Genomic DNA, 12094 nt, shown 5'->3' with positions numbered 1-12094 from the left:
TGAACAGAATCTGCAAATAGCCGATCTTTTATGGACAGTTAGAGGATATCGATATAGAACCTGGTAATGTTTCTAATTCCGTTGGATTGCTGCCATCTGGGTTTATGATGAATGGCTTTCCTCCAAATGGCCATGCAAATATCTTTGTGCCGTCCGGTGACCATATAACATCTGTTTCATCCATTTTGTTTCTTGTTATTTTAAGTGGATTGCTTCCATCAGCATTCATAATATAAAGTTCAAAATCCTCGCCGTCACGATCAGAACTAAACAGTATTTTTTCTCCATCAGGAGACCAGGCCATCGGGAAATCTCCACCCCTGCCGCTCGTCAATTGAAAATTGTTGCTTCCATCAACGTTCATAACATGGATCTTGTAATATCTACCCTCGCGCAGGGAAGCAAAAGCGATCTTCGTTCCATCTGGCGACCATATGGGGAATTGTTCCATAAAAGGACTGTTTGTCAAGTTGGTCAGGTTCCCGCTTCCTACATCTACCACGTAGATATCAAAGTCATATTCCTCGTCTTGCGATTCAAAAACAATCTTACTCCCATCCGGCGACCAATTATGCCAGTATTCAAATCCACCCGTGTTAGATACATTTGTCGGATTGCTCCCATCAACATTCATAACATAAATTTCAGGGTTGCTACCATTACTTGACACGAAAGCAATTTTGGCTTTGTCAGGAGATAAAATAGGCGAATATTCATACGCAGGACTGTTTGTGAGATTGATTCGATGATTTCCATCAACAGATACAGAGAAAATCTCAAGGTTTCCAGTGCCAAGATCTGACGCGCATATTATATTTTCTGTTGTCCAGCCGCCGAGTAAAGTGGCAGTGGGAAGCGGGGTGAGTGTCGGTGTGTGGGTGGGAGTGAAAGTTATTGTTGGGGTAGCTGTATAAGTAGCTGTTGGAGTCGGTGTTCTTGTCCAATTTGCCGCGCTTGTCGTTGCGGCAACCGATGTCTGTGCTGTGACTTCCTCTGGCGAAGATGCACAACTCGTAATGAGGAGAACAATGATTGTTAAGGAAAGAATCAGCTGGTATTTCATATTTTCCGCTAACGGTTACACAACCAAGAACTCGGCGTTGCCCTTACGGCAAATCAAGCGCGGCAAGAACATGCTCTACTTCGTCGAGAAATTCGCTTAATTCGATAGGTCTTTTCCCTTCTTTACTCGTATCGTGCTCTTCAGGTTTCCGATGAGTATGCCTGTGCCAGCGTCCATCCAGTTCATCTCGCGCATACAAGCGTTGACCGTTGTGAATTAAAGCAAGGTTTGTGGTTTGGTAAACGTCATTTCGATAAATTTGGACAAACAAGGCGGAGGAAATATACAGGCGAATTTTCACCAGACTCAAGGTCTGGTCGAGAACATCCATGCGGACGAAGTACTTGCGCCGCTCGAGTTCCGTCCCCAGGGTGGCGGGCAAATCCTCCGCTTTCATGATTTTTTCTGCAATGCCTTAAGCCGCTTGATCTCGGCTTTCATGTCCGCGATGCCTGTCACCGCAAGTTCCCAATCGAAGTAATCCTGCTCCGCTTCCGATTTTGGCTTTGATGCAAGGATTTTCTTGCGGAACGTTTCAAAGTCACGTTCGTATTTCTTTTCGAAGTCGCGCGCCATCGCTTGATATTTGATCAAGTTCCGCTGGGCGCGTTCGAGCAACAACTCCACAATTGCCTGTTCGGGGGACAGGTTCGGGAAGAGTCTCTTGGCGCTGGATTCGATGGTAACTGGTAGAACCATGCTTGGATTATATACCTAATTTTCTGAGCAAACTATCCAAATCGCTTCGCTCGGGATTGGAAGCTTGATCCATCCACGCCAAAAACTCGACATTCCCCTTCGGTCCCAACAGCGGACTCTTGATCAGCCCGCGGATGCCGAAGCCTTCATTCTGGGCGAAACTCAAAACATCAAGAAGTACCTGCTTGTGGATTTCAGGGTCGCGGATCACGCCGTCACCACGGGAGACATCCTTTTTACCGGCTTCGAATTGGGGTTTGATGAGGGCGATAACATGTTCCACTTTCCACTTTCTATTCTTCATTTGTAAAGTGGAAAGTGGAAAGTCGGTAGACCATTTCTTCACCACCGGCAACAAAATCTTCAACGAAATAAACGAAGCGTCAATCGATACGAGATCAACCTGTTCAGGCAGTGACTCAACATACCGCGCATTGGTCTCCTCCATCACAACCACGCGCGGATCGTTGCGGAGTTTCCAGTGCAGGATGCCTTTGCCTACATCTATTGCGTAGACTTTCGCCGCGCCGCGTTGAAGCAGGCAATCGGTGAATCCGCCGGTGGACGCGCCGACATCCGCGCAGACAAAATCTTTCACATCGAGTTGGAACGCTTCGAGCGCGCCATCCAGTTTTTCGCCGCCGCGTGAGACGAAGCGCGGACCGGAGTCCACTGTCACGGTGGATTCGCTGTCCACGGACGCTCCAGACTTCAACGCGACCTGATCCGCCACACGGACTTGTCCCGCCATGATGAGGGCTTGCGCCTTGGCGCGCGATTCGGCGAGTCCGCGCTCGACCAGTAACACATCCAAACGAATTTTTGGCATGAGCGTATTGTATCAATTTCTATTGCGCGCCCCTCTCACTTCACGTTTGAACACTGTTCAGGCGCAAAGTGAACTTTGCGGTACGGATTTTCAATCCCGAATCAGTTCGTTAATTCAACGATCAGCGTGTCCAGCGCCAGATCGAGTGTGGACTGCCCGGTCTTGACCCGCTCGTCGATGCGCAGTAATTTTCGATAGATGCTTTCAAGCGATTCGATCGAAAAGCGCCCAGCCTGTCCCGTCGTCTTCTCTGCCACAAACGGATGCACGCCCAGCGCGCGCGCCACATCATCCTTGTTTCCGCGTCCGTCGAGGATTTCTCGCGCTTGAATTAACAGGCGAAACTGTCGCACCACCATCCCCCACAGTGAAAACGGGTCTTCGGTTTCGAGCAGGCGATGCAATAAGTGTTGCGCCGATTTGCCGTTGCCGCTCGACAAGGCGTCGACGAAATCGAACACCGATTGCTGTGACGTGACGATGCAGACCGCTTCCACATCCGCGACGTTGACCTGCCTCGCCCAATTGACGTACGCCAGCAACTTCGAGATTTCCATCCCCGCCTGACGCGTGTCCACGCCGACCATGTCTTTGAGCATTTCCGCGGCGCGCGGCTCGATTTGCCCGCCTTGTTGTTTGGTTTCGTTGACGATCCAGCCTGTCATGTCTCTGAGTTTGGGGAGCATGAAGGCTTTGGTTTGAATGGATTTGTTGTTTTTCTCCGCCCATTTCACCAGCCAGTGTTTGTCCGCTTCTTTTGGTTCAACGGATTCGTACATCGCAATCCGAGTCGTGTCTGGCGCTTTTTCGATGAATTCGATAAATTTCTTTCTCGAAGAAGCGTTGTTATATTTCGAAGATGGATTCGCCAGCAAGACCAACCGTCGCTTGGCGAGGAACGGCATGGCGTTGACGGCGGTGTTCAAGTCCGTTTCGCTCATCGAACGCGCGTCGAGGCGCGCCGTGTTCATGTCCGCGCTGGTGGGGTCGGTGAAGTCCGAGTCGAAATCCTTGAGCTTGCGCGAGATGGCGAATTCGTCGTTGCCAAAGAGGAAGTAGAGGTTGGGCATGGGGAAAAGGATGAAGGATGAATTATGAAAGATGAAGAAAGTGGAGATGCAAGTTACGAGATACGAGTTACAAGTTACGTGTGTACTTGTTTACCTGTTTCCGTGTTTACTTGTCTACCTGGTTACAACTCGATGAACGCCTTTGCGAACAAGCCGAACATCCACGATCTGCATGTTGCCCAAGTCCGCTTCGGTGGTGATGTGTTTTTGGAGCCAGGGTCCAAGCGGGCGGCTCAAGAGATAGCCGAAGAGGGCGAGCATCAACGCAAAAGGAATCAGCCCGACGCGCCAAAAGGTGGAACGCGCTCCACGGAGGGGCATCCAGGCAAACGTCGCGGGAAGAAGCGTGGCGGCGACCAGATTGGTCCCGCATCCCTCGTGGACGGCGAGTCCGCTTTCGCCCGCGTTGAGTCGCGTATGCGCTTCGTTCGCGCAGGCGATCACGTCGTCGGTGGGAACGTCGCCGAGCAGAAAAAATCCCGTCGGGTTGGAATGTCCCGCCATGGATTGGTTTTTATATTTGCGCGCGAGCAGATGAAGCGTGGCATGTTCGAGCGCGTGGTTTCGTCGAGTTTCGAGAATGAGGGGAAGGTCGAGGATCATGCGATGATTATACACCGCAGGATTTATGGAAGTAGATAGGCAAGCAAGGTAAATGGCAATGCGGCAAACCCGCCTTTGATGATGACGCGTAGCGCCTGACGCCGCATTTGTTGCAACTCTGATTTGTCTTGGATGCGTTCTATTGTGTCGGAGGTATGGCGCAGACCGCGCGAGGCGAGCAATACTCAGGTTTTGTCGAGGGCTTGAATATAGCTGGTGGTCGCCGCGCTGAACATGAAGAACAACGGCAAACGCCAAAGCGGATGTATATCGAATATGACGAGCGTGGCTAACACAGCCAGCGTGAAGACAAAATACCGCGCGGCGAATCGTTCGCGCTTCTTTCTCTCTTTCGGGCTGATATTCGGTAGGCAGACAGCTCCCACCGCTCCTTTGGGATGTGCGGAAAAATTGTCAGTCATGGGAGGTGTGAAACTGAGGTTTCATCGGTTGACGCGAATTCTCACATTCTAACAAGTTTTACAGGAACCCGATGAGATGTGAAGGGAAGGGGAGCGGCGAACCAGGCATGTAATAACCCGGGTCTCCCGTACTTAAACAGGAAAGAGCCTCACCAGAAAAGGCACACACCTGCCCTGGCAGGCGGCGCCAGGGCGGCACAAAGAGATTGGATTCCTTGAGCCCTTCCTTTGTGACCGTCGTGTCCTTTGTGTTTGAATAAACAGGGCTTACGCAGTTGGCGGGCAGTTGTACTGCCGCCGCCGCAGCGCAACTACGGCGCAACAGGTTCAATTGTGTAAGTCCTAAAAAGATTTCCCGTTAAAAACAGTAGAGTCAACAACCCTCTTTGCCACAGAGGACCCAGAAACCTCGGAGAGTTCTTTACCGTTTCTTTTGGAACTTCGCGATGAAATCTTCGTATCCTTGCTTCACTTCAGCCGCGGGTTCCCCGCCATCGAAGTTGAGGAAAACCTTGAACGCGGCATTCCCTCGCGTGTCGAAGAATTGGAAAGACAACGATTCGTGTTTATCGAGATGACTCGGTTTGCGGAAGGCAAACACAGAAGCCAGTTCCCAGCCGCGGATGTGCATATCGAGGGTGTCGGTCCGGATATTCAAAAAGCCGTCTTTGTTGAAAAATTTTCCAAACTGACCGAACACCTCGACCGTGGTCGCGCCGTTCGACACGATGACGGTCACTTTGCCTAGCGGCTCGAACGCGCGGATGATTTCCTCCCAGCGCGAACCATCCAGTTCGCGGGCAGTGTCGCCTTCAAGCGCGCGCAGGATGTCCACTTCGGGGATGCGCAGTTGATGCGCAAGCATGAGGGTCATCTGTGAGCGGTCTTCATTGTAGGCTTCACGAATGGCGTCGAGACGTTCGTCCGCTGTAAGGTCTGGGCTGAGAGGGGCGAAGGTTGTAAACATGTTGTATCCTTTTCATCGATGTATGAAGACAGGGTTTCTAATTCAAGGCTTACGCAGTTGGCGGCAGTGCAACTGCGGCGCAACAGGTTCAACTGCGTACGTCCTATAATTCTTGAATGGGCGCAAGTATAGTGATATTAACTCTGCGAATCCAGACACGAGGATGATCTTTGAATTCCATGACGGTGATGGCGGATTTCACCCTGGTTGATTCTTGCGAAAAATCCCGCTCATTTGAACGGGATTTTTGCGACATTACTTTGAAGTTTTCACTATCTGCCTTGCCACTTGCATCAACTCATGCGCGGACCTCAATGTCCCCTCGCCGACTTCGCCGAGCATTTGCGAGAGTTCGAGCAGGCGCGGCTCGCCGTCGAGACGTTCGACGCGCGTGAGCGTGCGGTTGCCGTGGATCAATTTCTGCACTTGATAATGCTCGTCGCCAAAGACAGCCAACTGCGGAAGATGCGTCACGCAGAACACTTGATGTGACCGCGAGAGATTCCACAACTTCTGACCGACCGTCATACCCACGCGCCCGCCGATGCCCTGATCAATTTCGTCGAAGATCAACGAAGGGACTTCATCGGCTCTCGCCAAAACATTTTTCAAACCCAACATCAAACGCGAGGTCTCGCCGCCTGAGGCGATCTTTGCCAACGGTTTGAGTCCCTCGCCAGGGTTCGGCGCGATTAAAAACTCGACGCGGTCAATTCCGTTCTGGTCAAACCCAATGCGCGGACCGCCGTTCAGCGGCACGCCGTTCGGGTCGGGCTTGGTCTGAAAGTCTACGCCAAACTTCGCGGCGGACATTTTCAGGTCATCGAGTTCGGTCTCAATGCCGCTTCCCATCTTCGTCGCGGCAGATTTGCGTTTTTCTGAAAGCGCCAATCCCTGCTTGCCCAATTTCTCAAGCAGTTTTGCTTCTTCCAATTCCAATTCATCGATTCGATCCGCCGCGCCTGTGATGGTTTCGAGTTGTTTGCGCGCGTTCTCGCCCGAGGCGATCACCGCTGGGATGTTCCCGCCATATTTGCGTGTGAGCGAATGAATTAAATCAAGCCGCTCTTCCACTTCATCGAGTCGCTTCGGGTTGAACTCGATCTCTTCCAAATAATCGCGCAGGTTGTGAACCACATCCGAAATCGTTTCGATCAACACTTCGGCTTGATTCGCCAACTCGCTTTGCGCCGAGTCAATTTTTGCGAGCGCGTGCAAGGCTTGCGCGGCTTGCCCGATCAGGTCGGTGGCGGCGGGCGTTTCAGGCGAGCCTTCTTCCAACACAGCCAACGCCTCTTGCGCGTTCTGCGCCAGCGACTCGGCATTCGCGAGTCGGTCGCGCTCCTTGCGCAGTTCATCATCTTCGCCCGCTTTCAAACGCGCGGCTTCGATCTCCTCCGCTTGATACGTGAGAAACTCCACGCGGCGATCCGCATCCGCTTGCGCTTTTCGCAACTCATTCAACTCGTGACGAACGCCAAGCAACGCGTGATACGTCTGACGATAATCGCTGAGGGGACGCGAAACTTCAGCGAAGCGGTCGAGCAGACCCAAATGGGCGCGTGAATCGAGAAGCGATAGATGTTCCGCTTGTCCGTGAATGTCCACCACCAGCGATCCGATTTCTTTTAAAAGAGAAACGCTCACCGTCCGCCCATTGACGCGCGCCACACTCCGCCCCTCTTTGCGGACTTCGCGCATCAGCACCACATAATTCGGATCGTCCATCAATTCTTCGCGTTGCAGGATGGAGTGCACCGCTTCTCTTTCGGGACCTTTGAGCTGGAACACACCCTCGACGAACGCGGCATCTGAATCGGTTCGCACGAAGGTCGTGTCCGCTTTGCCGCCGATGAGCATGACGACGGCATCGAGGATGATAGACTTGCCCGCGCCCGTCTCACCCGTGAGGATGATGAGCCCAGGACCAAAACGCAGGTCGAGTTTGTCTATGATCGCAAAGTTGTGGATGTGAAGTTCGGTTAGCATGGTTAATTTTTATCTGAACAATTGGATTCCAGAAAGTCGTGTGTAAACAATGGGAGTGGCGATCACAAGATAGATGACCTGAAAGACGATGCCGAAGATATCAAAGATGAAAATTTCCAAGACGATGATCGGCAATGCGCCCAATACGACCGCAACCGCGATCGTGATGAACAACGACCGCGAGCGCCTTTTCCGCGTGATCAAGCGCACACCTTCCGCGATGATCACACCTGCTGTCGGCGCGCCTGCGGCAATGAGGAACCATCCGAAGAAGCCGATACTGCCGATCATGGTGACCAGGAACGAAGCCACACCCGAGAGGAACCCCGCCACGATAAATCCAAAAATATAGTCATACCATTCGGATGTATCAAACGTTTTTTTACGTTCGCGCACACACTCCTTGCACATGTAACCCGTCGGCGTACCAACCGCGCACGAAGTGCAGATGGGACGTTCGCAACGTTTGCATCGTAAAGCAGTTTCGCGCGTTGGATGGTTGTAGCAATACAAGGTTTCGGTTGTTTCAGTCATCTCTATTTTTTACCACGAAGTACACGAAGGTCACTAAGGTTGGACGAATGACAAACGGATCGCCTTTCCATAGATTTTCCCTTTGTGTACTTGGTGTCCTTCGTGTTTAAAGAATTTCATCTCGGCATTCCCAACGAATTTTCATTCATGTGCGCAGTGAGGTTGCGATAAAAATATCCAGGGTCGCCGAAGCGGACGAACTGCGCGTTGATGTCTGCCGCGCGCGCGTCTATGTGATCGTCTTCCATCAACGTGATCGGCGACTGACCATCCACGCTGAGAACAACATTCTCACTTTTTGGCGTCATGGTCACTGTCGAGCCTTCAGCCAGCACGACCGCGCGATCCACTGAAAGATGCGGCGCGATCGGCACGAGCAAAATATTGCGCAACTTCGGCGGCAGGATGGGTCCGCCCGCCGCGAGGGCGTAGGCAGTTGAACCCGTCGGAGTCGAAGCGATCAATCCATCGGCAAGATAGCGGGTGAGCAGGCTTCCATCCACTGAAGCGGTTAAGTGAACGGGTCGCAGGTTCGCGCCGCGCCCGACGACCACTTCATTCAACGCGTACCACTCGCCCAACGACTCGCCCGCGCGGATGTGCTCGGTGTGAAGCATCATGCGTTTCTCGATCCACGCTTCGCCGTTGAACAATTTGTCAAAGTACTCGCGCCACTCGCGGCGATCCACTTGAATGAGAAAACCGAGTCTGCCCAAATTGACTCCGAGGATCGGCACGCCGCTTGGGGCGCAGAGGTGACCCGCGCGCAAAACGCTTCCATCTCCGCCCGCGATGACCAGCATATCAAACTCGCCGCCGCGCACGCGCTTGCGCAAATCTTCATCGTAGATCGAACCGCAAGGCGCATCCATGCCCTTGCTTTTCAAATACGCAGACATCGCTTCCGCTTCGGTCACGGCTTCGGGCATTTTCTGATGCGCGGTGACGACAGGTCGCTTGGGGATGAACGATTCGGGCATGGGGGTAATTATAAGGTAAACACGTATACAGGTATACAGGTAGACACGTTACGAGATACGAGTTACGTGATACGTGTTACGACTTGTTTACGTGTTTACTTCCTTCACGCCAAACTCTGATCGCAAACGGATCGAAACCCGCATCTTTTACAACGGGACGCCTGCTCGTGCGACCTTGAGACTTCTCGCTTCATCCCATCGCGCTTCATTTCAGTGATCAACTCCAACAGAGATTGTTCCAACTCGTGTGTGTACTCCACCGAAAAATCTTTATCCTCATAATGGACGATCCCATACGGCGGACGTTTGCCGTACGTTTTCTCGACCAATAAACAATACGATGCCAATTGATAAATGTGCGAGTCATATGGCGCTTCGGGCGCGCGACCCGATTTCACTTCGACGGGGATGATCTTTCCATTTTGTTCAACGAGATAATCGGGTTTGCCTGTCAACTCCAACGCGGCATAGAACAGCGGCTTCTCCAATTTGTTCCAGCCGCGCGTGTCGGTGTAGATGACGCGTCCGCCTGGCAAGCCTGCCGCCTGTCGTTGACGATTCGACTGCCAGAAGAAGAGGAGGGCGAGGAGGAGGAGGAAAAGGGCAAAGTAGAGCATTGGAGAATTAGAGAATTGGAGAATTGGAGATTGGAGACTGGAGATTGGAGATTGTGTGTTTGTTTGAATGGATGAGTAAGAGAGTGAGATGAAAAAATCGGTGAAAATCTGTGTAAATCCGTGGCTAAAGGATTTGTGCGGTGCAATAGGCGACTAGCAGGATTAACGCGAGCATCAACAGGATCAAGCCAACCGTCCGCGCGAGGGTGGAGGCGAGGACTTTGCGTCCATGTTGGCGGTGGAGTTCGGAGCCTGTCGCCATTTCGGCTTGGTTCTCGGACTCGACTCCCTGCTTTTTGTACCACCACGCGCGGCGGCAGTAGAGGTAGTTCCCAATGTCTGAGGAGCGGATGACTGCCATAGGGCGAGTATAGCACAAATTTTCTAATTTTTCTGGCGGCGCTTCGACTGCGGTCTTCGTCTTCGCTATCGCTTCGCTCAGACCTCCGCTCAGCGCGGATGTGTAACCTCCTTTGTGAAAAACTTCTCACCCATTTTGCGAAAACTTTCCTTGAGCGATTTTTGTTCGTGAGAATAATACGCGTAGAAATTAATTTGCGTAGGATGCGCTCTCTTGCGCCAACGGATGCGCTAGAGAGCGCATCCTACACAATGAAAGGAGATGCCGAGATGCCTAACGAGTTGAGAGTCAAATTTTGGGGAGCGCGCGGGAGTTATCCCACCCCTGGCGCGGGGACGATCAAATATGGAGGGAACACATCCAGCGTGGAGGTCCGCGCGGGCGAGCGGACGATCATCCTCGATGCGGGGACGGGGATCATCCCGTTGGGTCGTGAGTTGGCGCGGACGAAACGGGCGGGCGAACTTCTGTTACTGTTCAGCCATTTGCATCACGATCACACGCAGGGATTTCCGTTCTTCGTCCCCGCGTACATGCCGAGCGCGAGACTGCACATCTACGGACCCGACGGCACGCACGAATCGTTGAAGAATGTGTTGGAGCGGAATCAATCGTCTGAAACGTTTCCTGTCGGGTTACGTGACATGGCTTCGTCGAAAGATATTCAAGCGGTGCGCGAGTCGCAGATCGTCGTTTGGGATGCCGAGGGAGTCCGAGTGGCTGAGTCAGGCGTCCCCGTCGGAGAAGAAGCGGTCGTCATCCGCATTCACAAATCGTACGCGCATCCTGGAGGTGTTTACGTCTACCGAATCACTTGGCGCGGAAAATCTGTCGTCTATGCTACAGATACGGAGGGCTATGTGGGAACGGATCGCAAGCTTGTGCAATTTGCGCGGGATGCGGATGTGCTGATCCACGACGCGCAATATTTGGAGGAGCATTATCGCGGGCAGTTGGCGGGCTTTCCGTCCACGCAGGGGTACGGACATTCGACCGTGACGATGGCTTGCGAAGTTGCCGCGGCGGCAGAAGTTGGACAGTTGGTGTTGTTCCATCACGATCCGTCGTATGACGACGCGATGATCGCGGGCATGGAACGGACGGCGAAGAGTCTGTTCGAGGATACGGTTGCGGCGTATGAGGGGTTGGAGATTGACCTCGCCCCTAGACATTCCCTCACCCCCGTCCCCTCTCCCATGGGGAGAGGCGGGAGGAAGGATGTACAATATGCTCAAAATGGATGAGATCAGGAAGGACAACACTCGCAACCTGCTCGCGGACATCGAACTGTTCGCAGGGCTGACGCCGACTCAACTCGATTGGGTTGCCCAGCACGCGCATCGCCGCATCTTCGAGGCGGGACGCAATGTGATGACCATCGAACAACCTGGCGAGGCGGTGTATATCATCTTGCATGGTACGGTGAAAATTCACGTCGAGCAAGGCGAACGGGATGTGATTCTTTCGATACTGGGAAGCGGCGATTTGCTTGGCGAGATGAGTCTGATTGACAGCATCGGTCGCTCTGCCAGCGCGGTGACGTTGGAAAGCAGTCTGATGTTGTGGATGGATAGGACGACATTCAACTACCTGCTTGATAACTTCCCGCCTGTTGCGCGAAACTTGGTAAAGATTCTCTCTGCGCGTGTGCGGTTATCGGATCAACTCATTCAAGCGCTGGCAACATTAGATGTGAACGGACGCGTGGCGCGTCAACTGCTGGCGTTCGCCGAGAAATACGGGCACGAAAAAGACGGCGTGACACAAATCCGCATCACGCTTACGCAGGGAGACATCGCCGACTTGGTCGGCGCGTCGCGGAAGCGGGTCAATCAGGCGATGGTGATGTTCAAGGAGCAGGGATTGATTGATAATCTCGATGGCAGGATCGGGATAAAAGATAGCGAGGGGTTGGCGAGGTATTGTAGGTAGATTTGTAGTTTGGTAGTTTGGTAGTTGT

At 52.7% G+C, this 12094-nt stretch carries 15 protein-coding genes; 2 read left to right on the top strand and 13 right to left on the bottom strand.

All coding sequences use genetic code 11. The annotated features are described in order from the left end of the window. Positions 1–28 precede the first annotated feature (28 nt). The 13 genes from IPM31_03025 to IPM31_02965 all read right to left on the bottom strand — a co-directional run bounded on the left by IPM31_03025 (position 29) and on the right by IPM31_02965 (position 10134). Entirely contained in the window at positions 29–1063 is a 1035-nt protein-coding gene (locus tag IPM31_03025) for a PD40 domain-containing protein (protein ID MBK9005945.1), read from the bottom strand. A 43-nt stretch (positions 1064–1106) separates the two neighbouring features. Beyond that, entirely contained in the window at positions 1107–1460 is a 354-nt protein-coding gene (locus tag IPM31_03020) for a hypothetical protein (protein ID MBK9005944.1), read from the bottom strand. Then, the gene (locus IPM31_03015; GenBank protein ID MBK9005943.1) at positions 1457–1762 is read right to left on the bottom strand and encodes a hypothetical protein; all 306 of its coding nucleotides are present in this window, start codon (positions 1760–1762) and stop codon (positions 1457–1459) included. The genes IPM31_03020 and IPM31_03015 overlap by 4 nt, the downstream gene beginning before the upstream one ends. Positions 1763–1769: 7 nt before the next feature. Further along, positions 1770–2591, bottom strand: coding sequence for a TlyA family RNA methyltransferase (locus tag IPM31_03010; GenBank protein MBK9005942.1), 822 nt, complete (start codon positions 2589–2591; stop codon positions 1770–1772). A gap of 101 nt (positions 2592–2692) precedes the next feature. Beyond that, a complete protein-coding gene (gene holA / locus IPM31_03005) occupies positions 2693–3661 on the bottom strand; it encodes a DNA polymerase III subunit delta (GenBank protein ID MBK9005941.1) in 969 nt (322 codons plus the stop codon). 114 nt (positions 3662–3775) lie between these two features. Next, positions 3776–4264 (bottom strand): hypothetical protein, encoded by a 489-nt coding sequence (locus IPM31_03000; GenBank protein MBK9005940.1) that lies wholly within the window; start codon positions 4262–4264, stop codon positions 3776–3778. 185 nt (positions 4265–4449) lie between these two features. Beyond that, complete coding sequence (locus IPM31_02995) at positions 4450–4686, bottom strand: hypothetical protein (protein ID MBK9005939.1); 237 nt, start codon at positions 4684–4686, stop codon at positions 4450–4452. Between the two features lie 421 nt (positions 4687–5107). Further along, positions 5108–5653: a heme degradation protein gene (locus IPM31_02990; protein ID MBK9005938.1), complete on the bottom strand. Its 546-nt coding sequence runs from the start codon at positions 5651–5653 to the stop codon at positions 5108–5110. 255 nt (positions 5654–5908) lie between these two features. Beyond that, positions 5909–7642 carry a DNA repair protein RecN gene (recN, locus tag IPM31_02985; GenBank protein ID MBK9005937.1) on the bottom strand — a complete coding sequence of 578 codons (1734 nt, stop codon included), beginning with the start codon at positions 7640–7642 and terminating at the stop codon, positions 5909–5911. Positions 7643–7651: 9 nt separating this feature from the next. Next, entirely contained in the window at positions 7652–8176 is a 525-nt protein-coding gene (locus IPM31_02980; protein ID MBK9005936.1) for a hypothetical protein, read from the bottom strand. 116 nt (positions 8177–8292) lie between these two features. Continuing rightward, positions 8293–9156 carry an NAD(+)/NADH kinase gene (locus IPM31_02975; GenBank protein MBK9005935.1) on the bottom strand — a complete coding sequence of 288 codons (864 nt, stop codon included), beginning with the start codon at positions 9154–9156 and terminating at the stop codon, positions 8293–8295. 104 nt (positions 9157–9260) lie between these two features. Continuing rightward, complete coding sequence (gene cas4, locus IPM31_02970) at positions 9261–9773, bottom strand: CRISPR-associated protein Cas4 (protein ID MBK9005934.1); 513 nt, start codon at positions 9771–9773, stop codon at positions 9261–9263. Between the two features lie 124 nt (positions 9774–9897). Continuing rightward, on the bottom strand, positions 9898–10134 hold the full coding sequence (locus IPM31_02965) for a hypothetical protein (GenBank protein ID MBK9005933.1): 237 nt from the start codon (positions 10132–10134) through the stop codon (positions 9898–9900). Positions 10135–10403: 269 nt separating this feature from the next. Here IPM31_02965 and IPM31_02960 point away from each other — a divergent pair, with 269 nt between their 5' ends. Together IPM31_02960 and IPM31_02955 are read left to right on the top strand one after the other, a co-directional pair. Next, positions 10404–11378, top strand: a complete 975-nt coding sequence (locus tag IPM31_02960; GenBank protein ID MBK9005932.1) for an MBL fold metallo-hydrolase — start codon at positions 10404–10406, stop codon at positions 11376–11378. Continuing rightward, on the top strand, positions 11362–12066 hold the full coding sequence (locus IPM31_02955; protein MBK9005931.1) for a Crp/Fnr family transcriptional regulator: 705 nt from the start codon (positions 11362–11364) through the stop codon (positions 12064–12066). The genes IPM31_02960 and IPM31_02955 overlap by 17 nt, the downstream gene beginning before the upstream one ends. Positions 12067–12094: the final 28 nt, after the last annotated feature.

The sequence above is a fragment of the Candidatus Defluviilinea gracilis genome (assembly GCA_016716235.1).
GTDB lineage: Bacteria > Chloroflexota > Anaerolineae > Anaerolineales > Villigracilaceae > Defluviilinea > Defluviilinea gracilis.
Note: the sequence above shows the minus strand (reverse complement) of the source record. Positions and strands in the feature narration are given on the sequence as shown.

Coding starts and splice junctions, on each gene's coding strand:
- IPM31_02995 (MBK9005939.1), bottom strand. CDS start 4,686: ATGACTGACAATTTTTCCGCACATCCCAAAGGAGCGGTGGGAGCTGTC.
- holA (MBK9005941.1), bottom strand. CDS start 3,661: ATGCCCAACCTCTACTTCCTCTTTGGCAACGACGAATTCGCCATCTCG.
- IPM31_02975 (MBK9005935.1), bottom strand. CDS start 9,156: ATGCCCGAATCGTTCATCCCCAAGCGACCTGTCGTCACCGCGCATCAG.
- IPM31_02980 (MBK9005936.1), bottom strand. CDS start 8,176: ATGACTGAAACAACCGAAACCTTGTATTGCTACAACCATCCAACGCGC.
- IPM31_03015 (MBK9005943.1), bottom strand. CDS start 1,762: ATGGTTCTACCAGTTACCATCGAATCCAGCGCCAAGAGACTCTTCCCG.
- IPM31_03010 (MBK9005942.1), bottom strand. CDS start 2,591: ATGCCAAAAATTCGTTTGGATGTGTTACTGGTCGAGCGCGGACTCGCC.
- IPM31_03000 (MBK9005940.1), bottom strand. CDS start 4,264: ATGATCCTCGACCTTCCCCTCATTCTCGAAACTCGACGAAACCACGCG.
- recN (MBK9005937.1), bottom strand. CDS start 7,642: ATGCTAACCGAACTTCACATCCACAACTTTGCGATCATAGACAAACTC.
- IPM31_02960 (MBK9005932.1), top strand. CDS start 10,404: ATGCCTAACGAGTTGAGAGTCAAATTTTGGGGAGCGCGCGGGAGTTAT.
- IPM31_03020 (MBK9005944.1), bottom strand. CDS start 1,460: ATGAAAGCGGAGGATTTGCCCGCCACCCTGGGGACGGAACTCGAGCGG.
- IPM31_02965 (MBK9005933.1), bottom strand. CDS start 10,134: ATGGCAGTCATCCGCTCCTCAGACATTGGGAACTACCTCTACTGCCGC.
- IPM31_03025 (MBK9005945.1), bottom strand. CDS start 1,063: ATGAAATACCAGCTGATTCTTTCCTTAACAATCATTGTTCTCCTCATT.
- IPM31_02955 (MBK9005931.1), top strand. CDS start 11,362: ATGCTCAAAATGGATGAGATCAGGAAGGACAACACTCGCAACCTGCTC.
- cas4 (MBK9005934.1), bottom strand. CDS start 9,773: ATGCTCTACTTTGCCCTTTTCCTCCTCCTCCTCGCCCTCCTCTTCTTC.
- IPM31_02990 (MBK9005938.1), bottom strand. CDS start 5,653: ATGTTTACAACCTTCGCCCCTCTCAGCCCAGACCTTACAGCGGACGAA.